The organism is Pedobacter steynii (assembly GCF_001721645.1).
Classification (GTDB): Bacteria; Bacteroidota; Bacteroidia; order Sphingobacteriales; family Sphingobacteriaceae; genus Pedobacter; species Pedobacter steynii_A.
In genome coordinates this window covers 4,237,778-4,259,445 of the sequence record NZ_CP017141.1, presented here as the reverse complement: position 1 = coordinate 4,259,445, position 21,668 = coordinate 4,237,778, and the positions used below count along the sequence as shown (strand labels likewise).

Below are 21,668 nucleotides of genomic sequence, written 5' to 3'. Positions count from 1 at the left end.
ATTTAAGAGTAATTATTAAATTATAAGGTATTTATAAAACATTTTTATACTTTTATCTTTACCTAACCAAATATTATGAAGCCACAACTACTCAAAGTTTCAAACAACCTTGTGAATTCATTTAGTGCAAGAAGAGACAAGGTTCCTTACATCAACAACCGATGGCATTACCATGCAGAGGTAGAGCTCATTTATTTCAAAAAAGGCAATGGCACTCAATTTATCGGCGACAGCATCAAGCGTTTCAGATCCGGCGATGTGGTACTCGTGGGTGCGCATCTCCCCCATTACTGGAGGTTCGACGACATTTACTTTAATGAAGATGAAAAGAACAATGCAGATGTGATCGTCGTACATTTCAATGAAAATTTCTGGGGAAGTCATTTTCTGAACCTTCCTGAAAATAAAGCCTTGAAACTGACATTGGAAAAAGCACAACGTGGAATTCAAATCCCGGACAAGAACAAAAAAGCCATTGGAGAACTGATCGAGTCGATTTTACTCTCTGAAGGCTCAAAGCGGATCATTTTATTGATGGAAGCCTTGCTCGCGATTGAAAATTGTGCACCGGCTAACCTGCTTTCCTCTATCGGTTTCCGCCATGACTTTGAGGAAATCGAAAACGACAGGATCAATGCCATTTACAACTATTCTCTGGCCAATTTTAAACGAAAAATCCAGATGGAAGAAATGGCTTCAGTAGCCAATATCAGTCCGAACTCTTTTTGCCGGTATTTTAAATCGAGAACCAGAAAAACCTATACCCAGTTCATCAGTGAGATCCGGGTGGGACACGCTTGTAAACTGCTGATTGAGGACAGCATGAATGTCAAGCAAATCTGTTATGAAAGTGGCTTCCATAATTTTGCCAGTTTTCATAAACATTTCAAAATTATTACCGGAAAAAGCCCTTTAACTTACCAGAAGTCTTATCTGCAAAAATAAGCGAACAAAAAACACACAAACAAAACATTAACAAACGAAACCTACACACAATCTATGAACAAAAAGACCTTATTGTCTTTTCTGTTTTTGCTGGTTTTCCACCAGACAAACAAAGCACAGGAAAGCAAATCCCGGGACAAGAACAACGCTAAAAAAATGGAATGGTTTACCGATGCCAAACTGGGAATATTTATCCATTGGGGTATTTATTCGGTGAATGGTATTTCAGAATCCTGGGCATTTTTCAATAACTACATCAGTCATGATAATTACATGAAACAATTGGATGGCTTTAATGCCTCCGGTTACAAACCTGAAGAATGGGTAAAACTCATTAAAGAAAGTGGCGCTAAATATTCTGTGATTACCACCAAACATCACGATGGGGTCTCTTTATGGGATACTAAAGCGCCTAATGCCACAACAACCATAAAACATAGCGCAGCAAAAAAAGACCTGATCAGTCCTTTCGTAAAAGCCTTAAAAGCTTCGGGATTAAAAACAGGATTGTATTTCTCCCTGCCCGACTGGAGTTATACAGACTATGACGGATTTACAAGAGAACACAAAAGATATAAATTAGGAGAAGAACCAAAACGCTGGAACAAATTCCTGAATTACTACCACAAACAACTGGATGAGCTTTCATCTAATTTTAGACCAGACCTGGTTTGGTTTGATGGCGACTGGGAGCATTCAGGTGAAGAATGGCAGGCTCAAAAAGTGCTGAAAGGATTGCGCAGTTATAATCCGGATATCATCATCAACTCCAGACTCAACGGACACGGCGACTACGAAACTCCTGAACAAGGGATCCCGGTGGTAAAACCTGCAGGAGATTACTGGGAATTGTGTTATACCATGAACGACTCCTGGGGTTATCAGCCTTACGACTATAAATATAAATCCCCGAATATGATCATCAGGACCCTGGTAGATTGTATCAGCATGGGCGGAAATTTATTGCTTGATATCGGACCAAAGGCAGATGGAACCATCCCTGACCAACAGGTAAAAATCCTTAAAGGACTGGCCCGCTGGACACAAAAGCATGGAGAAGCGATTTATGGCACCCGTGCAGGGATTCCCACAGGACATTTCAATGGAAAAACCAGCCTTTCCAAAGACCGTAGAACATTATACCTCTATGCAGATTGGGCACCATATGATGGAATTTTTTATCTGAAAGGGATCGGATCTAAAGTTAAATCGGCTAAAATTGTAGGCAGTAATACGAATGTAGACATTCGTAAAAGCGGAACCGACCTGGTTTTAAAGATTGCTGAAAGCTCAGTTGATGCCGATGTAACGGTGTTGGCGCTTCAATTTGATGAGCCTTTGAAACTCGACCAAAAAACCAGTATTAAAGTCAACCTCTCAGAAAAAAAGAAAACTTCAGCTAAGGAACAGGTCACGGAAATTGCCGATGCAATGCAGGATGGCAATAATCCTTTCTTAAACACAAAACTTGCCATAGATGGATTGGGATTTGAGGCGGAAAAGAAAACTTTAAACCCTGAGGTTTACAGCTGGATTACTAAAAATGCAGAGTCTTTATTTCAAACCGGAAAAGGATTACCTGAAGGACACTATCAGGGTAACAGCGCGTTGTCTGCGGATAAAAAAACCGTTTATCTTTTTGTTGAGGGGAAGCCAACAGGACCAATTGCTTTAAAGGGGGTTAAGAACAAAATTGCCAGAATCCGGATTGTGGGAGAAGGAACGATGATGGAGCCTGAGATTTACAATAAACTTTATTGGAGCGCCATCCCGGGCATCATTTATATCCCGGTACCGGAAGATCGCCTGGATAAAAATTTAACCGTCATTGCCGTACTTCTGGATGGTCCGCTGGATTTGTACAGAGAAAAAGTAGGTGCAATTGAAAGCAACCTTTAATTAAAAGGCCTGTGGGTTTCTGAACAAATTCAGCAACCCACAGGCTTATGATTATTTTAAAAACTTACGGCATGATCATCCGGATAGATCCCGCCTGACCAAGCCTTTTTACCACTCCAGTCTTCTGCCGGACCTGCCCAGAAAACATCGTCAGCAGGTAGCCCCAAAGGCAAAAAACCAACACTGCATAAATATAAACTTCCGGTACTGATATAGGTTTCTGCAGCCTGAGGCTGATGTCCGCAAAAACCCAGTTGCAACCAGCCTGTTTTGCTAAAAGTGCCCTTCATTTCGAATTGTCTTTTCATCACTGCCGTTAAGGCAGAACGTACTTGTGCCGGACTGATCATCTTTGGTAACTGACGGCTTAAAGCCAGCTGTGCCAGCGGCTGAAAAGCACCGACCCGATAGGCAACAGACCGTCCTATTGCCGGATAGCTGGCTTCCGGAGAAATCATGCGCTCCTGACAAGCCGCATAGCGCTGCATTCTTCTCAGCATCAGTTCATACTCTTCTGTTTTCGCCAAGCCTTTTTCTACCAATACTTTATGAATATCCACCAGCATTGGCTGGATCACAAAACCGTTATAATAATCAAAATGAAATTTCTCTCCATCACCATACCAGCCATCTCCCTTGTACCATTCTTTATGTTTATCAATGGCATAACTTATCCGTTCCTGCTGCCATTCCTCTCCAATTTTCAGAAAGAATGTTTCTACCATTGCAGAGAATAAAAGCCAGTTACTTTGGCCGGGTTTAATCCACCTCAGACTTTTAAATGCGCTGATCACTTGTTTTTTTCCCTCGTCAGGAAGCGGTTCCCAAAGCTGTAAAGGAGCACGCAGAAAAGCATGAGAAAGAAATGCCGCATCAACCAATAACTGAGATTCCCCCTTTTTCACGAAATCCGTGTAGTCAGGAGAAGCTGGATTAACGAGATTTAAAATGCTCTTTCTGGCCATTTCTGAAAATTCCGCTCTTTTCTTCCCTTCTGCGCTTTGATCAGCAGGCAAAGATAACCAGCCTGAAATTCCGGCAAGGGTACGCCCCAACGCTTCAAGATAGGTTACCTCTTCCACCTTTTTCCCATAACCTACAGGTTTCTCCAAAGGCATATTCTTCTTTAGCTCTCCTTTGCTCAGATTTTTCAGTACCGGTTCCGCAATTCGGATCATCAGGTCTATCCAATATTCCCGGTCTGACTTTTCCGGCACAAAAACCTCAGGAATAGCAGCAATTGTTTTCCCCGGGTTTAACAAACCAAATAATCCCGCTAAAGGGGCAATCTTAAAAAAGTTCCGTCTTCTCATTCTTACTTAATTTTACAACTCTGTATTGAAACGTTTCATTCCCTTACCTACTTTTACCGGTTCCGGGTACTTTCGGCTTGGGAAGGGATCATAATAATAAATTGCCTCCGCCTCATATAGCGCCAGATGCCCTTTCAGGCGTTGCATAAATTGCTGAAAATCTTTTCCTTCCTTTGGAGACCAGGCTGCTTCGGCAAGAGCAGTAATCCTTGGAAAAAGCAAATAATCCAAGCGTTGTTCCGTTTGAACGGTCTCTGTCCATAAATTGGCCTGAATTCCCAGAATCTGGTTTTTTTGGACTGCCTGGGATTGATAATTATCAGCGGAAAAAGAGTATACACTTTCCAACGGATTGTAGAGCTTACTCCATTTACGCCCGTAAGTATGGGTACTGTCCTGCACAAAATCGAAATACAAAGGCAGACGTGGACATAAAACGGTCTCATATCCTTTGCTTAAAGTCGATTGAAGCACTTCCGGTTTATCATGTCTCCACCAAAAGATAATGGTCTTATCTTTTGGCAGGCCAGCATCTGCCATCTCATCCCAGACCAGCAATTTTGCATTCATGCGATATACAGAATCTGCCATACGCTTCATAAAATAGGTTTCGACCTCTTTTGTTCCGGCAAGTTTTTTTTCTGTCATTAAGGAACGGATATCCGGATCAGTGGCCCATTTCTGATTGCCATAGCTGACCTCATCACCACCAAGATGTACCATGGCAGAAGGAAACAAAACATTGGTTTCTTTGAGGATATTTGTGAGGTAAGCATAAGTTCCTTCCTTTCCGGGGTTGAAGGTAAACTCAGGATGCCCCGGAGCTCCGCCACCACTAAATTCAGGATAAGCCTTATTTGCCGCTGTAGCATGCCCCGGCATGTCAATTTCTGGAATCACCGTAATAAACCTTTTAGCCGCATAAGCTACGATTTCCTTCACCTGTTCCTGACTGTAATATTGAGCAGGGGCAAATTCATTGGTGTAATTACCCGCTCCTCCTACCAGTGCCAGCTTAGGATATTTTTTAATTTCAATACGCCATGCCGGCTCATCAGTAAGGTGCCAATGTAATTTATTCAGTTTATAAAAAGCCATCCAATCGATGATGGATTTTAGTTTTTCCATACCAAAGAAATGTCTGGATTCGTCCAGCATAAAACCTCTCCAGCCATAAGCCGGCTGATCTTCCATTTTCCAGCCCTTAAGGCTCAGGCTTCCTTTGATATTTCTGCTTTGCCGGATCAACTGCATTAAAGAGGTCGTACCATAAAACATCCCTGATAACTCTTTAGCAACAATGGTAACTCCATCTTTATTGATTTCCAGCAGATAAGCTCCTTCTGCAGTTTTCTTCTTTGCAGACAACACCAATCGGATTGCCGGTTGTCTGATCAGGTCCTGAGTTTGTATACCCAGCGTAATTCCCTGTGTTTTCAGCAGTTCCTCCTGCAGATATTGAGCAATGGGATTTAATGCCGCATCATTCAGTACGACTGGCGTATTTGAATGGAGTAAAAACTGGCTATTTGTTTCGGTTACTGATACCGGGCGTGGAATGACCGGACAATAATCCTGAGCAAATGCCATTCCGGAACTCATCATCAACAAAGCAAGCAATCCTGTTTTAATCTTTATTTTCATCATTACTGTTGGTTCTAATTTACTTTACCTGCAGCTCTTCTATTGGCACCCACCCGTTTAGTCAGGTCATCACCCAGGTCTTTCCTCGCTTCTTCTGCAAATGCTTCAATTTTTCTCATGATCTCAGGATAACTGGCCTGGACATCATACTGTTCTCCCGGATCATGGGAAAGGTTATATAAAGCCGTTTTCACCGGAGCATCGGGCGCTGCTCCAGGATACCCGTTTTTTCCGGGCAATCCGGCAGTATAGGTTCTGGAACTATGCGGAAATACGAGTTTCCAATTCTTGTAGCGCAGTGCTTTCAGGTTATTGACATCATAATAGTAATAAAAGACTTCCCTTGGCCCTTTATCCGTCTTTCCGGTTAGCAGGGAGGAGAAATCCATTCCATCAATTTTATTTTTGGGTAGTCCTGCTTTTGCGATAGCAACAATAGTGGGTAGTAAATCTATATTGACCATTAGCTGGGAGTTTACACTTCCTGCCGCTATTTTTCCCGGCCAGCGGATGATGCAGGGAACTCTTGTTCCTCCATCCCATGCTGTGCCTTTTCCTTCTCTCAATCCTCCGCTGGACCCTGCATGGTCACCATAGTTTAGCCATGGCCCGTTATCGCTGGTAATGATCAGAATGGTATTTTCGGAGAGTTTATTTTCATCCAGGCTCCTCATGATTTCTCCTAAAGACCAATCCAGCTCCATGACCACATCTCCAAACAAACCTTGCTCACTTTTCCCTTTAAATGCAGCTGAGGCAGCTAAAGGGACATGTGGCATCGGTTGCGCCAGGTATAGAAAAAAGGGTTCCTTTTTATGACTTTTAATAAATTCAACTGCTTTTTTTGTAAAGGTACCCGTCAGCTTTCCCTGGTCTTCCAGGTTGTCATTATAAGCCACTACCTGATCTCCCTCAAGAATAGGCAGTCGTGGGTATCTCCCTCTGTACGTACTGGAGTCCAATGCTTTTCCATCATAACCCACCGGCCACATGTCATGAGAATATGGAAGGCCATAGAAACTGTCAAAACCAAAATGAGTGGGCAGGTAAGGCGCTTTTGAACCCAAATGCCATTTCCCCAGCATTCCGGTTTTATATCCTGCCTTTTTTAACAAGGAGGCGATCGTTTCTTCGGAAGTGCTCAAAGCTGTTCTAGCTTCAGGACTCAAAGCATGGGCAAGGCTGAGCCGGTTTGGATAACATCCGGTTAACAATGCTGCCCTCGACGGACTGCAAACGGCTTGTGCTGCATTAAAATGAGTGAGGCGCATGCCCTCTTTTGCCGCACGGTTAAAATTAGGTGTTGGAATTCCATTCATTCCATAAGGTTCGGTATCTCCATAGCCCATATCATCCATATTGATGATAATGACATTCGGACGGACTACCTTTTTATCCTGCGCTTTCATAGAAAACATCAGTGCAAACAATCCTGCAATCAGTAAAGGTCCCTTCATCTGTTTATCTCCCCATCCATCCGCCATCCACAGTCATCACTGTGCCGTGCATGTAGTTTGAGGCTTCAGAAGCCAAAAACACAGTCGGACCTTTAAAGTCTTCCGCTTCCCCCCATCTGCCGGCGGGAATACGTTCCATGATAGAACGGCTTCTGTTTTCATCAGCCCTTAAAGCGGTGGTATTGTCTGTAGAAATATAACCGGGCGCAATCGCATTTACATTAACTCCTTTTGCTGCCCATTCATTGGCAAAAGCTTTAGTCAGCTGACCAATCGCACCTTTACTTGCGGCATATCCGGGAACGGTAATTCCTCCCTGAAAGGTAAGTAATGAAGCTGTAAAGATGACTTTTCCACTTCCTCTCAAAATCATCTCTTTTCCGATCTCACGGGTCAGAATAAACGGTGCAGTTTGATTTACGGCAATCACCTCATCCCAATATTCATCAGAATGATCAGCAATTGGCTTTCTGAGGATGGTTCCTGCATTATTTACCAGAATATCAATTACCGGATGTTCAGCTTTCACCGTTTCTATAAAGCTTTTCAAAGAATTGCGGTCATTGAAATCACATTGATAAGCAGAAAAATTTCTGCCTAGTGCCTTTACCGCTAACTCTACCGCTGAATTTTCCAGTTCCAGGCTGGCAGAAACGCCAATGATATCTGCACCTGCTTCGGCAAGTGCTTCGGCCATTGCCTTACCAATTCCACGTTTACAACCCGTAACCAGGGCTGTTTTACCACTTAAATTAAATAAATTCAGTACTGACATTTGATGTATTTTTAGATATTAAGATTTATTGAACCGTTACTTTTAGCGGCTGCTCCAGCGTATTTTTAAAATTGTTCAGATAGTCAAACCAGGCTTTTGCACTGGTGATTTCCATGGCTTTATCCCAGGCTGCCCCATTATAATAAACAACCGGACTACCATTATTTGCGTTGGTTTGTGTCAGCAGTTGTTCATTGCTCACTTTCATCTTCAGTTTAGGATCGGCCAGGATTGTAGCAACTCCTGTTGTTCCGTCGGCCCCATGCTGAGGCTCCCAGTAACCCATAATCCCTTGTTGTTCATCCAGTAACATCTTCCCCGGAGTTGCCCGTTTGATGATCCCGAGTACTACTGGCAGTGGCTCCTCGCCCTGGTATTCATAACCTGCTTCTATCCTGTTCAGGTGTGAACCGGCATCTAAAGAAATCGTTTTGGTTACTTTCACCGATCGTCCATCTACATCCCAGTTATCGTAAATCAACTGGAAAGTAAAACGTAACGGTCCCTGATCCAGAATTTTCCAGTTGCGGTAATTCAGCGGGTAGTAAATTTTGTCTTTAACATAAGGAGCAATATCTCCGGCCCCCAAGGTCAGTCCAACATGGTAATAATCATTGCCGTCCCCATGGTCCACATGATATTCACCTCTTTTATAGCGTTCATTTAAGATCATTCTGGTTGTTCTTTTCCCCCAGACATCCGTTCCGTAAGCCATTTCTTTAGGTGTATTTTCCAGTGCTTTACCATACATCCGGAAAGCCACTTTATCATTTTCCCAGGCAAAATCATCTTTGCGTTCCGGAACATATCGTCCAAAAGTTTTCTGAACAGTACTGGCGGCTTTGCCAGGAACCACAGAAAGTTTTACCGAAGCATTTGGCTGTACATCCAGCTGCACCAGGAGCTGCTGCGGACTGGTTTGTCCTTTATACTCCAGTTGAAAAGGTACTTCCTTATTACCTGAATTCAGGACTTTAAAATTTCCCGTATCGATACCCGGGAATTTGGAAAGGATACTTTTCCACGATATAGCGGTTACTGCCCCGGTTCTTTTTATGGTAGAAGTATTCTGAATGATGATCGTCGCTTTTCCATTTTTGGTTTGTGCAGAAAGCACTATTGGTAAAGCAGAAAAAGCATATAGGAATAGGATTAATTTCTTCATTAGTTCATACGGTTAAATTAAAAGCCTGTTCAGTTGGTTATGCTGAACAGGCTATTTGGTTTATTATTATCTCAATTCAGTGATGGCACAGTGGTCCATATCGCCATAATCGAGATTTTCGCCAGCCATACCCCAGATAAAAGTGTAATTGCTGGTTCCTGCTCCAGAATGCACAGACCAGTTCGGTGAAATTACCGCCTGCTCATTTTGCATCCAGATGTGTCTTGTTTCCTGTGGCTGACCCATAAAATGGCAGACACTCTGACCTTGCGGGATTTCAAAATAGAAATATACCTCCATCCTGCGATCGTGGGTATGTGCAGGCATGGTATTCCAGACACTACCACTTTTCAACTCCGTCATTCCCATCTGTAACTGGCAGGTTGGCAATACACTGTTTACAATCAGTTTATTGATCACACGGTGGTTCGCAGTTTCTGCCGAGCCTAGTTCTACCACTTCAGCTTCTGTTTTTGAAACTTTCTTTGAAGGGTAAGTATGGTGTGCCGGAGCAGAATTGATATAGAATTTTGCAGGAGCATTTCCATCAGCAGAAGAAAAGCTCACTTCTTTTGTTCCTTTCCCTAAATATAAAGCTTCTTTGAAATCGATCTCATAGCTCGTTCCATCAGCAACCACAGTTCCTTTTCCGCCAACATTGATGATCCCCAGCTCTCTTCTCTCCAGGAAATAATTTGCTTTCAGGTTTTCCGGGTTGGAAAGCAATACCGTTTCTTTTACCGGCATTACCCCACCAAAGATATAGCGGTCGTAATGTGTTAAAGTCAGGTGTATGGCATCTGCTTCAAAAAGCTTTTCCATCAAAAAATTATCCCGTAAGGCCTGGGTATCTAATTGTTTTCCTTCATTAGGGCTCAGGGCGAACCGGCTTTCAAAATATGTTTGCATCTTCTCTTTTTTATTTCGTTAATGTTTTGTTATTCTTCTTTATCAGTTCAGGTGCAATTGCCTGAACAGGAATATTATGATTTTAAGTACCAGTTTTTATAACGGTGCAAGGCTTCCAGGAAGTAATAATCTGCATAAGTTAAAGGCACATCAATTTCCGATTTATGAGGAATTGAGCCTACGCTGTGCATTAACAGAAAGCCACCATTTTCGCCCAATTTAGCACGGTAAGCATCAGAAGCAAGTGAACGGATCATTTTCTCTGCTGCAGAAACATATACTTTACGGTCTTTTTTATCTGAATACTGAGCCAGTTCCAGTAAAGCGGAAGCATTTACTGCAGCAGCCGAGGCGTCCCGATAAGTATCAGGAATTCCAGGTGCGTCAAAATCCCAGTAAGGAACCATATCCTTCGGCAAATGAGGGTTGCTAAGGATAAATTTAGCAATGTTTTTTGCCTGAGTCAGGTAACGTTTATCTTTAGTAAAGCGGTACATCATCGTGTAGCCATATAATCCCCAGCTTTGTCCCCTGCTCCATGCCGATTCATCAGCAGCTCCCTGAGCGGTTTGTTTTTGTACAACTTTACCCGTTTTCATGTCATAATCCACTACGTGGTAAGAACTGAAATCCGGACGAAAATGGTTTTTCAAAGTCGTGTTGGCGTGGGTAATGGCAATCTCTTTATATTTTTTATCTCCACCATGGTCGCTCACCCAGCTCAACAGCTCCAGATTCATCATATTGTCGATGATCACTGGTCCGCCCCATTTTTTGCTGGCATTCCAGGACTGGATCACTTTTGCTGCCGGGCGATACCGGGTGGTCAGTGAAGCTGCGGCAGTATCAATAGTAGTTTTATACTCCGGTTTCTTGAACAGACGGTAAGCATTTCCAAAACTGCAATACATCATAAAACCAAGATCATGGTTTCCGGTATAATGTTTTTCTTTTTCCAGAATTCCCAGACGCGCATCAGCTTCTTTCAGAATTTCCGGATCTTTCGTATACTCATAGATATATAAGAGAGTTCCAGGATAAAAACCACTGCACCACCATTTGGTATCGCTGGTCTGGACCTTATCTGTCTTTGCATTATAGGTCTGAGGCATGACATCTGCCGGAACATTTCTGGCCAGCACCTTATATTGCTGTTCCGCAAATTTAAACTGTTCATCAATCAATTGTCCCATTCCAATCTTCCCTCCGTTGTCCTGGGCCATCAAAACCATACTGTTCAGCATTAAACAGCTAAAAAAAACTACAAGCTTTCGCATAATTATCCTATTTATTTCAAAATTTATATTAAACAAGTTTCATATTTTAACACCGCTAAGAAGACATCCTTCTGATCAGCTCCACCGGAATCACATGGGGTCTCGCCTTCACCTCCGGTTTCTCCGGTCCGTTCTTTAACAGGTCCATTAACACCTCTACAATTCTTTTTCCTACTTTGTCCGGATGCTGTTCTATCGTCGATATAGAAGGAGAAATGATGGAAGTCCTTGGATCATTTGAATAACCGATCATCTTCAAATCATCGGGAACCACAATTCCATTCTCTTTTGCAAACTCCAAAGCAGCGATCGCGGTTACATCGTTGGCGCAAAACAAAGCGTCAGGGACCGTCTCCCCTTCAAACATTCTGGTCATGGCTTCCCTGGCATTTTCATGAGTCAATTCCTGATGAAATACCCATTCTTCATTTACAGAAAGTTTATGCTGTTCCATCGCTTTCCGATATCCTGCAGTCCTGTCCTGATAAAGGTTAGAACTTAATTTTCCGGAAATGTGGGCAATTCGTTTACAACCGGTTTCAATCAGATGTACTGTAGCCAGATAACCTCCTCTGAAATCATCCCCCTTAATAAAGGTGGCATTATAGGTATTCAAAGGAACGCGATCGTAAAAGATGACCGGAATTCCGCTGCCTACCAGTTTATCAAAATGGCTAAAATCAGTGGGTTGTAAAGTACAGGCCACAATCAGGGCATCTACTCTGGAGGAATATAAAATCTCCGCCAGCTCCTGTTCCATACTAAGCAGGTCGTTGGACTGGCAAATGATCAGGTTGTATCCGTGTTTATGCAGACTGTTCTGAATTGTGGTAATTACTTCTGCATGGAAAAACATGGAAATCCGGGGAACAATTAAACCAACCGTATGGGTTTTATTACTCCGTAGTCCCGAAGCCATCTGATTTCTCCTATAGCCCAGTTGAGCCGCCATTTTCAGGACATCACTTTTCGTTTTCTCTTTTACATGAGGATGGTTATTCAAAGCCCTTGATATCGTAGCCGGAGATAGCTTTAAGGCTTCCGCAATATCAAGAATCGTATTCTCCTGTGGTTTCTTGTCCTTACTCATTGATAATATTAAAATCATTCGAAGTTAAACAGAGGCAAGCTAGTCATTTACTTCATAAAATGAAAACGTTTTCAGTAATTTAAGAGTGACAATATCTCCTCCATTATTTTGGCAATATATTAAGCGGAATTGACGCCAGCAGGACAAATACCTCTTCAGTCAGGACCAGGATCAGAACCACTACCCAGGCCTTCTACAAAGGTTTTCATAATTGAACAAAAACAGCTACCTTCCCCTTTTTAAAAGGAATTCAGACGCTATTTCCGGCTGCTGAAACAAAATTTTCCAGTTATGCATGTAGGACTTTTCATTCCTTGTTATATTGACCAGTTTTATCCGAATGCGGCAATTGCCACATTGAAACTCCTGCAGAAGTTAGGAGTTAAAGTGAGTTATCCAATTCACCAGACCTGCTGCGGTCAACCTATGGCCAACTCAGGCTTTGAACACCTGACCACGGGCTGCAATGAGCTTTTCATTAAAAACTTTGCCGAATTCGACTATATCGTATCTCCCTCCGGGAGTTGTGTTTTACATGTAAAAGAACACCTGCACAGTCATGAAGAAGAAGATAAAGCGGCCAATGTGCGGAAGAAAGTATACGAACTGACTGAATTCCTTACTGACATCCTGAAGGTCGACAAGCTCAGCGCACGTTTCCCTCATAAAGTTGGTGTACACCAAAGCTGTCATGGTCAGCGCGGATTAAAGATGTCGCAAATGACCGAACTGGTTGCCACCCCTTTTTCAAAACCTATGCAGCTGCTACAAATGGTACAAGACCTGGAGCTGGTAGAATTAAGCCGGCCCGACGAATGCTGCGGATTTGGAGGAACCTTTTGTGTAGCGGAAGAAGCCATATCCGTAAAAATGGGTAAAGACCGCGTAGCAGATCATATAAACCATGGAGCACAATACATTACCGCCTCAGATATGTCATGTCTGATGCATATGGAAGGAATTCTCCGCCGTCAGAACAGCCAGGTAAAAGTTCTGCATATCGCTGAAATTTTAAATGCAGAAGAAGTTTAAAAAAAGGAAAAGATGAGCACAGGAACAAAGGACCACGCAGGATTAGCTGATATTTTTAATGAAGACGAAGCACGGGTAGACTGGCATGACGAAACCCTATGGTTTGTTCGCGCTAAGCGGGACAAAGCAGCACATACACTCCCCGAATGGGAGTCGTTGAGGGAGAATGCTTCTCAAATCAAAGACAATGTACTTTCCAATCTGCATGACTACTTATTGGAGTTTGAAGCGAAAGCCCAGCAAAATGGCATCACCGTTCATTGGGCCGCTGATGCAGATGAACACAACCAGATTGTCCACGCTATATTAAAAGCAAAGGAAGTGACCAGGATTGTAAAAAGCAAATCCATGCTTACCGAGGAGTGCCATCTGAATGAATACCTCCATAAAAATGGAATTGAAGTAATTGACACCGACCTTGGTGAGCGCATCGTTCAGCTTGCCGAAGAGCCACCAAGCCATATTGTACTGCCCTGTATCCATAAAAAGAAAGAAGAGATCGGCGAGTTGTTCCATGAACACCTGGGAACACCTCAGGGTGAATCTGATCCTCAGTTTTTAACAGCTGCAGCCAGAATTCACCTCCGCGAAAAATTCCTTACCCGAAAAGCAGCCATTACCGGTGTCAACTTCGCTATTGCTGAAACAGGAGAGTTTGTCGTATGTACAAACGAAGGAAATGCAGATATGGGTGCACATCTTTCCGAGGTCCACATTGCCTGTATGGGAATTGAAAAGATCATCCCAAAAAGAAAACACCTTTCTGTATTTTTAAGGCTGCTTGCCAGAAGTGCAACCGGACAACCGATCACGACCTACTCCAGCCATTTCAGCAAGCCCAGAGCCGGACAGGAAATGCACCTGGTCCTGGTAGACAACGGCAGGACTAAACAACTGGGGAGAGCAGATTTTCGAAATTCTTTAAAATGTATCCGTTGCGGCGCCTGCATGAATACCTGTCCGGTTTACCGTAGAAGTGGCGGACACAGCTACCACACTGCTATTGCAGGGCCTATAGGCTCTATTCTTGCCCCTAATCTGGACATGAAAGCCTATGCAGACCTTCCCTTTGCATCCACTCTTTGTGGCTCCTGCACTAATGTATGTCCGGTAAAGATCAACATCCACGAACAACTCTATAAATGGAGACAAGTGATTGTTAAAGAGGGTTACGCCGATACCAAAAAGGCGGTAGCTATGAAAGTTATGGATCTGACCTTATCTCATCCTTTCATTTATAAAAATGCAGGAAAAGCTGGCCGGTGGGTAATGAAAATCGCTCCGTTTATGGTCAACAATAAGCTCAATGCCTGGTATAAGCAACGCGAAATGCCAGAGCCGCCAAAACAGTCTTTCAGTGAATGGTATAAGAACAACAATAATGACTAGCAGAATAGCAATCCTTTCCCGTATCAAAGAAAACCAGCCGGACTTAAGTAAGTTACCCGCCGATTTAACCGCCCCTATTCAATATCCCGATGCGATAGAAGTATTCAGCAACGTACTTGGCAATATCGGAGGAACTGCGGTTCCGGTAAAGAGTTACGCTGAAATTCAGGAATACATAAGTACACATTTTGCAGATCAGAAAAGGATCATTTCTACTTTACCAGAGTTGGCTGCAGTTACCGAAGCAAACTGGGAAGAACAAGATCCACACAGCTATGAAGACATCGATATTGCCATTATCAAAGCACATTTCGGTGTAGCTGAAAATGCAGCATTATGGGTAACAGAAGAGTTAATGAAGCAAAGGGTTATTCCTTTTATTTGTCAGCAGTTAGCAGTGGTAGTTCAGAGAAAGGACATCTGTTCCAATATGCATGAGGCTTATGCAAAGGTATCTGACTCCTTATATGATTTCGGAACTTTTATTGCAGGTCCTTCCAAGACTGCGGATATCGAACAATCTTTAGTATTAGGCGCTCATGGTCCAAAGAATATGACCGTATTTATCCTGGATATCGGTTAAGATCAGTTCAGCTCTACAACAATTAAACTCAGGGAATCACAAGAAAACCACTTTAATCAATTGATGCTCAAAGGCAAAGTGAAATAAAAATTACTTCCTACTCCGGGCTCACTTTTCAAACCAATTTTCCCGTTATGACGGGCAATGATGTCTGCGCAAAGATATAGACCGATACCAAATCCCGAAGCATTTTTTACCTGCAGGTCATCAATCCGGTAAAAACGGTCAAAGATCTTTTGCGTATGGTTATTATCAATTCCAATTCCATGATCTTCAACAGAGACCAGTACCTGTTCTTTCTGTAGTACTGCGGTCACCAATACTGTTCCTCCCTGAGGTGAGTATTTAATGGCATTACTGATGAGGTTGTCAATCACCTGCGTAATCTTGTGGCGGTCAGCAAAAATCAATGGCAGTTCCTGAGGCTCAAAAGATATTGGATGGTTTCTTTCCTGAAACAAATAATCAGCCGCCACATCCCGGATGATCTGATTCAGGTCGATCAGCTCCTTTATCAGCTCTGTTTTATTAGATTCTATTCTAGAAAGGTCAAGAAAACTATACACCAGCTTGGTCATTTTATTGATCTGACCTTCGATTCTTGTGCCGATACTACTTACAAATGCCGGATCAGACACTCCCTTTCCTGTTTTCAGCAATTGAGCATACCCCTTTAAGGAAGTCAATGGGGTTTTTAATTCATGACTGGCAATGGCAATAAAATCATTCTTTTGAATCTCTTCATGCTTACTCTCTGTAATGTCCATTACCGTACCCAACATCCTTAGTGGCGTACCTTCTTTACTGAACAGCACTTTCCCCATCACTTTAACCCAGTAAATGATCTTATCCGGACGAACAATCCTGGCCTGATAATTATATTTCCCAGAGATTAGCGCAGTCTGAAAAGCCAGCTCTACTGCTCCGGTATCCTCAGGATGAATCATAGCACGAAGTTGTTCATGAGTCAGGTCAGTTACTCCAGGATACCCAAACAAATCAGCCAGGCTGGAAGAATAAACTATTTCCCTGGTCTGCAGATTAAGATCCCAGCTCCCTATGCCTGTCGCTTCAGATGCCAAACGAAGTCTCTCCTCGGCATTCTCAATTGTTTTTCTGGTCGCAACCTGTTCTGTCACCTCATTGGCCAGAGAAAGCAATCCGGTAATTTCTTTTTTTAAACCATATACCGGCTCCAGGTTCAGGTCAAAATAATAAGTCTCCATTACCCCGTTACGGTCGTAGGTTACAGGGGACTCCTTAGTCAGATACGCCTTGCCCGTATTCACCACCTCTTCGTAAATCTCTTTATAACCAGCTTCTTTCAGAGAAGGGATCAGCTCAAAAATAGAGTGACCCAATACTTCTTCAGGAGATCCTTTATTCCACATCTTACAAATAGCCTCATTGGCATATTCGATGATAAAATCACCTTTTGAGTACAGCGCCATCCCCATGGGCGCCTTCAAAAACATCTTATTTAATCGCTGTTTCTGCAATACCAGATTCTCTTCTGAGCTATCGGCCATTTCTTTTAACATCACCTGAGCGGTAACATTCATGGTCGTATTTATGATATAACTAACCTCGCCCGCCTCATTAAAAACGGGTTGATTGGAATTCGACCAATACAAAGGTTCCATTTTGCCGGTATCACTGGAATAAATATCATACTTATAAATAGGAAGCTCTACTTTCTTTTTTGTTTTCATCACCTCCATCAAGGCAGTCAGTGCACGCTCCTTTCCTGAGGGATCTTTGGTGTTGTCCGGAAAAACATCAAACAGATTTTTTCCAAGCAGCTCAGCCCTGCTTTTCAGAGAGATATCTACAAAACGGTCACTCACAGCAAGAATGGTAAAATGAGGAACATTTGCTTTAATTACAACAGACTGAGGAGCGTCTTTAAAAAAAGACTGAAACATCACTCCCTTATATAGAGAATCGTCCGGATCTTCTGAGTAAGCATTATTCATACCTGGCACGCGCAATTTTTATGCCCTTGTTCCTTTAACAGAAAAATAACATTTATGTTTTCCAGGCAGATCAATTTTAGAATAATTAATCTGGTCATCGTTAACAATATCATAACCTAAAGCTTAAAGCCGGATAACATCCCGCGGATACTTTTGTCGGATTGGAACCACCATACATTTTACAAATAAGCCACATTTCCTTACCTAAAGAACACCTGCTTTTATGAAAAGAAACTTACTATTTAGTTTTCTGCTGATCGCCTTTCTGGGCTGTAAAAAAGAAAACACTGAAACACCGATAGAAATACCGGAAGTGATTGTAAATGAAGACCCTGCGACCTTTGCAGAAATTGGCAGCATTGATGTAGGCGAAACAGGAGCGGCAGAAATCACCGCTTTTGACCCCATCACCAACCGTTTATTCGTAGTAAACAATACCGAAAACAACAACAGGATAGATGTAATTGACTTCAAAGATCCGAAAAGCATGACAAAGATCGGGTCTATCAGCATAGCTCCTTATGGCGGTCTTGTAAACAGCCTAAGTGTGCACGACGGAAAACTAGCTGCTGCTATCGAATCCGTTAACAAAACTGAAAATGGCAAAGTAGCCGTTTTTAAAACCAGCGACAACAGTGAGATTAAAGTGATCAACGTAGGCGCACTTCCCGATATGATTACTTTCTCTCCCGATGGCAAATACATTCTGACAGCCAACGAAGGTGAGCCGAATGCAACGTACACAGTTGACCCAATTGGCACTGTTTCTATCATTTCTGTGAACGACAACTATGCGGTGAACACCATTAATTTCTCTGCTTTCGCGGCTCAACGAGAGGCATTGGAAAAAAAAGGGTTCCGAGTTTTTGGCCCCGGTAAAGATTTCTTAAAAGATATTGAGCCGGAATACATTACGGTATCTGAAGACTCAAAGACTGCATGGGTAACCTTACAGGAAAATAATGCAATTGCTAAAATCAATATTGCAGAAAAAACCATCACGGATATCTTTCCTTTGGGTTTCAAAGATTACAATACGGATGCAAATGGAATTAACCCAAGTGATGAAGACAACAGTTCAACTACCTTAGGAAAATGGCCGGTAAAGGGAATGTATCTTCCTGATGCCATCGCATTATTAGAATCAGCAGGAACGCCTTATTTATTTACCGCAAATGAAGGTGATGTCAGAGAGTACGAAGGAGCCTTTCTTGAGGCAAAAAGAGTCAAAGACATCATACTGGATCAAACAGCCTTCCCTACTGCAGGCTTACTGCAAAAGAAAGAACAACTAGGAAGACTTAACATCACTTCTACACTGGGAGATACGGATGGAGACGGAGATTACGATGCTTTGTATTCCTTTGGAGCACGTTCATTCAGTATATGGAATGGCAATACCGGCACGCAGGTCTTTGATAGCAAAAATGAACTGGAAGTAAAAGCGATAGCTGCAAGCCTGTATAGCGACAAAAGAAGCGACGACAAGGGCGTGGAACCAGAAGGGATAGCTATTGGAACTATGGGTGCTAAAAAACTAGCCTTCGTTGGCCTGGAAAGAGCAGAATCCGTAGCCACTTATGACGTAACGAATCCTTCAGCTCCCGTTTTCCTCCAGTTGTTAAAGACCGGAAAGGAACCAGAAGGCGTACTTTTTATCGCCGCTAAAAATAGCCCGACCAAAAAGAGTTTGTTAATTATCAGCAGTGAGAATGATGGCGTAATCAAAGTATATACGCCTAAAAATATCTAACTAAAATAAAGACGTAAAGCAAAAAACGGCTGCAATGGATATCGATTGCAGCCGTTTTTCAACCTTTTTTTGAGCCAGGCTCCCTTAACAGAAACCAGTGTATCATTTCTTCTTTGATCACCTTCTGATAAAAACCAAGACGCTCCAATGTTTTTGTGGAGCCCTCATTTACATGCATACAACGCGCTGTAATGACCTTAACCTGCTGTTGCTTAAATGCCCAGCTGATCAAAGCTTCGCCAGCTTCAACCGCATAACCTTTACGTCTGGCAGAATCAACAATCCCATAACCCAGGTCTACCGCCCCTTCCGGATCTGGTTTTCCTTTGAATCCGGCATCTCCAACAATATTCATCCCTTCCTTTTCAACGATCAGCCAGGATTCAAATCCGGAGGGCTCGGTCACCTTTTCCAGATTGGTCACAATCCTGGGTAATGTTTCCAGGAGGTCCTCATCGGGCCAACCCTTGCCTGGTTTTAACCCCATGCCTGATAAGATGGTATACTTTCGATCCAATATCTCCTGAGCAATAGGAATTGTAAATGGGATTAAATAAAGCCGGTCTGTAGTTATCTTCTTGGTTTTCATGACAATAAAAAGCTCAATATTATAAATATTTTTCTTCCTTAAACTATAGAAATAAAAACTTATTTACTACTACTATCCAATCAAATTTTCAATATCAACAAAAAAAGCACTCACCTTATTTTGTTGATTTTCACATTTATATCTATTTTAAAAATTAATTAACACATATAATTAAAAAAACACAAAATGCCAGCAAAACAATATTTATATTTGAAAATAATATCATAATAATAAACATAAAAATCATATACATAAATTATTATGAAATATAATCCAAAACAAATACATTATTCTTGTTGCAAGAACGAACAAACGCCTTAAAAAAAATAAAAATATCCAACAAATTACTTTTTAAAACACAGAAAGACAATCGTACAATAATTAATCCCTAAGAATGAAAAAACAAACAAAAATGGCCTGCTTAATCCTGGCCTTCGCAGCCATCGTTAGTGGCTGTAAGAAAAATGACACAATTAATTCCGATTCGGGAATTTTATCGAAAAGTAAAGGTCAACTTTCCGCCGGTGACGGAAAATGGGATTTATTAGGTTATGGAGTAGATGTTACCGGCGATCTGCTTGACGCCTCCAGCATTTCAGATGTGGCGATCTTCGACATGCCAAGATTTGAACTGGACTACAGGAACAGGCTGGATTCGTACGGTACCACAGAAAACTCACAAGAATTCTACGGCGGAGCTTCGGCCCTGGACTATGTGAAAGACGTCAGCAAAAAAAAGAATTTTAAAGTGGGTGGTAACGTCAGCATCGACACCACAACCAAATTTACAGGAAGTCTGGAAAGAAATACTTCTGATCAGAACATATATACTTATTCCACAAAATTTTCATACGCTACTTTTGAAGTACAGCAAAGGATAAAAAGATTAAGATTTACTGGCGACGCTACCCTGGATTTATTAATGCAATATCTAACTCCGGAGTTTGTAAACAACATTGCCACTCAAAGTGCTGATGATTTAGTGCGGAGATACGGTACCCATGTGATGATGGATATTAGCATAGGTGGACGTTTAAGATTTAATTACAGTGGTGCGATCATAAATGAAAGTAATCTGGAAAAAAAGACCAGAACAACAAAGGCAGGCTTAGGATTTACGGTACTGAAAGCAATTGGCATAAATATCGATGGAGAAATCACTAAAGATGAAATGACTAAAGCAGCTACAGAAAGCCGTAACAAACAATACAAGCTTAAATTTTATGGAGGATCAACTTCAGGAAGAAATATCTCTTTTGATACCAACGGAAATACCAGCGAAAATATAAATTTTGGAAGTTGGGAACAAAGCATTACAGACAGAAACGCGGCTTTGCTTGATGTACACAACTCGTTATTTCTCTATGATTTTATAGCTGACCCAGTTAAAAAAGCAGCCGTTAAAGTAGCTGTTGAAAAACACATTAAGGATAATCAGATAAAACTTTCCCCACAAGAAGTTTATGAGTTCTCCACCCCATTACTTAATAAACATGCGAATAACCTGGATCCTAACATGCATATGCTATTTCCAGCAGGTGGATGGCGTCCAAATGGACAACCGTTTAAAGCTTATCCTAACGCGTATAATGGATCTGTTCCAGTTTATCAGTTTACAAATCAGGCGACCTCAGATAGATTTCTATCTACAAATAGAAATTTCAGTCTCCCGAACTATAATTATGATGGAATCCTCTTCTATGCATATGCGTATCAGGCAACAGGAACGGTACCTATTTATCAATTAGCCTACCCAAGAGATCCGGATCATTTTTACCATCCAGACCGTAATGTTATAGCTCCATTTGTTGGCTGGCAAGTGGATGGCGTTGCTTTTTGGGCCTTTCCAAACTAATAACCTTTAAAAAGTCA

The 21,668-nt window shown here is 42.0% G+C and carries 17 protein-coding genes; 7 read left to right on the top strand and 10 right to left on the bottom strand.

What is annotated here, in order from left to right; all coding sequences use genetic code 11:
* The first annotated feature begins 75 nt into the window (after nucleotides 1-75).
* Together BFS30_RS17565 and BFS30_RS17560 are read left to right on the top strand one after the other, a co-directional pair.
* Complete coding sequence (locus BFS30_RS17565; protein ID WP_069380485.1) at nucleotides 76-945, top strand: AraC family transcriptional regulator; 870 nt, start codon at nucleotides 76-78, stop codon at nucleotides 943-945.
* Between the two features lie 54 nt (nucleotides 946-999).
* Nucleotides 1,000-2,844 (top strand): alpha-L-fucosidase, encoded by a 1,845-nt coding sequence (locus BFS30_RS17560; protein WP_069380484.1) that lies wholly within the window; start codon nucleotides 1,000-1,002, stop codon nucleotides 2,842-2,844.
* Nucleotides 2,845-2,900: 56 nt separating this feature from the next.
* Here the strand turns inward: BFS30_RS17560 and BFS30_RS17555 are convergent, their stop codons facing one another.
* The 8 genes from BFS30_RS17555 to BFS30_RS17520 all read right to left on the bottom strand — a co-directional run bounded on the left by BFS30_RS17555 (nucleotide 2,901) and on the right by BFS30_RS17520 (nucleotide 12,474).
* Complete coding sequence (locus BFS30_RS17555; protein WP_069380483.1) at nucleotides 2,901-4,157, bottom strand: DUF2264 domain-containing protein; 1,257 nt, start codon at nucleotides 4,155-4,157, stop codon at nucleotides 2,901-2,903.
* A gap of 12 nt (nucleotides 4,158-4,169) precedes the next feature.
* A complete protein-coding gene (locus BFS30_RS17550) occupies nucleotides 4,170-5,804 on the bottom strand; it encodes a beta-N-acetylhexosaminidase (RefSeq protein WP_237028597.1) in 1,635 nt (544 codons plus the stop codon).
* A gap of 11 nt (nucleotides 5,805-5,815) precedes the next feature.
* The gene (locus BFS30_RS17545) at nucleotides 5,816-7,258 is read right to left on the bottom strand and encodes a sulfatase (protein ID WP_069382502.1); all 1,443 of its coding nucleotides are present in this window, start codon (nucleotides 7,256-7,258) and stop codon (nucleotides 5,816-5,818) included.
* Between the two features lie 4 nt (nucleotides 7,259-7,262).
* Nucleotides 7,263-8,033, bottom strand: a complete 771-nt coding sequence (locus tag BFS30_RS17540; protein WP_069380482.1) for an SDR family oxidoreductase — start codon at nucleotides 8,031-8,033, stop codon at nucleotides 7,263-7,265.
* Nucleotides 8,034-8,058: 25 nt separating this feature from the next.
* Entirely contained in the window at nucleotides 8,059-9,198 is a 1,140-nt protein-coding gene (locus BFS30_RS17535; protein WP_069380481.1) for a DUF4861 family protein, read from the bottom strand.
* 66 nt (nucleotides 9,199-9,264) lie between these two features.
* A complete protein-coding gene (kduI, locus tag BFS30_RS17530; RefSeq protein ID WP_069380480.1) occupies nucleotides 9,265-10,107 on the bottom strand; it encodes a 5-dehydro-4-deoxy-D-glucuronate isomerase in 843 nt (280 codons plus the stop codon).
* Nucleotides 10,108-10,181: 74 nt separating this feature from the next.
* Complete coding sequence (locus BFS30_RS17525; RefSeq protein ID WP_157262950.1) at nucleotides 10,182-11,384, bottom strand: glycoside hydrolase family 88 protein; 1,203 nt, start codon at nucleotides 11,382-11,384, stop codon at nucleotides 10,182-10,184.
* Between the two features lie 55 nt (nucleotides 11,385-11,439).
* On the bottom strand, nucleotides 11,440-12,474 hold the full coding sequence (locus tag BFS30_RS17520; protein WP_069380479.1) for a LacI family DNA-binding transcriptional regulator: 1,035 nt from the start codon (nucleotides 12,472-12,474) through the stop codon (nucleotides 11,440-11,442).
* 291 nt (nucleotides 12,475-12,765) lie between these two features.
* Between BFS30_RS17520 and BFS30_RS17515 the strand changes: the two genes are divergently transcribed.
* The 3 genes from BFS30_RS17515 to BFS30_RS17505 are packed head-to-tail and all read left to right on the top strand — an operon-like array spanning nucleotide 12,766 to nucleotide 15,478.
* Nucleotides 12,766-13,506 carry a (Fe-S)-binding protein gene (locus BFS30_RS17515; RefSeq protein ID WP_069380478.1) on the top strand — a complete coding sequence of 247 codons (741 nt, stop codon included), beginning with the start codon at nucleotides 12,766-12,768 and terminating at the stop codon, nucleotides 13,504-13,506.
* A 12-nt stretch (nucleotides 13,507-13,518) separates the two neighbouring features.
* Entirely contained in the window at nucleotides 13,519-14,895 is a 1,377-nt protein-coding gene (locus BFS30_RS17510) for a LutB/LldF family L-lactate oxidation iron-sulfur protein (RefSeq protein WP_069380477.1), read from the top strand.
* Nucleotides 14,888-15,478 (top strand): LutC/YkgG family protein, encoded by a 591-nt coding sequence (locus BFS30_RS17505; protein WP_069380476.1) that lies wholly within the window; start codon nucleotides 14,888-14,890, stop codon nucleotides 15,476-15,478. Before BFS30_RS17510 ends, BFS30_RS17505 begins: the two co-directional genes overlap by 8 nt.
* A gap of 56 nt (nucleotides 15,479-15,534) precedes the next feature.
* Here BFS30_RS17505 and BFS30_RS17500 read toward each other — a convergent pair whose 3' ends face one another.
* Nucleotides 15,535-17,454 (bottom strand): PAS domain-containing sensor histidine kinase, encoded by a 1,920-nt coding sequence (locus tag BFS30_RS17500; RefSeq protein ID WP_069380475.1) that lies wholly within the window; start codon nucleotides 17,452-17,454, stop codon nucleotides 15,535-15,537.
* Nucleotides 17,455-17,677: 223 nt separating this feature from the next.
* Here BFS30_RS17500 and BFS30_RS17495 point away from each other — a divergent pair, with 223 nt between their 5' ends.
* Complete coding sequence (locus BFS30_RS17495) at nucleotides 17,678-19,207, top strand: choice-of-anchor I family protein (protein WP_069380474.1); 1,530 nt, start codon at nucleotides 17,678-17,680, stop codon at nucleotides 19,205-19,207.
* Nucleotides 19,208-19,265: 58 nt separating this feature from the next.
* On the opposite strand, the gene BFS30_RS17490 is transcribed toward BFS30_RS17495, so the two are convergent.
* Complete coding sequence (locus tag BFS30_RS17490; protein ID WP_069380473.1) at nucleotides 19,266-19,796, bottom strand: GNAT family N-acetyltransferase; 531 nt, start codon at nucleotides 19,794-19,796, stop codon at nucleotides 19,266-19,268.
* Nucleotides 19,797-20,190: 394 nt separating this feature from the next.
* Between BFS30_RS17490 and BFS30_RS17485 the strand changes: the two genes are divergently transcribed.
* The gene (locus tag BFS30_RS17485; protein ID WP_069380472.1) at nucleotides 20,191-21,651 is read left to right on the top strand and encodes an MAC/perforin domain-containing protein; all 1,461 of its coding nucleotides are present in this window, start codon (nucleotides 20,191-20,193) and stop codon (nucleotides 21,649-21,651) included.
* The last annotated feature ends 17 nt before the right edge of the window (nucleotides 21,652-21,668 follow it).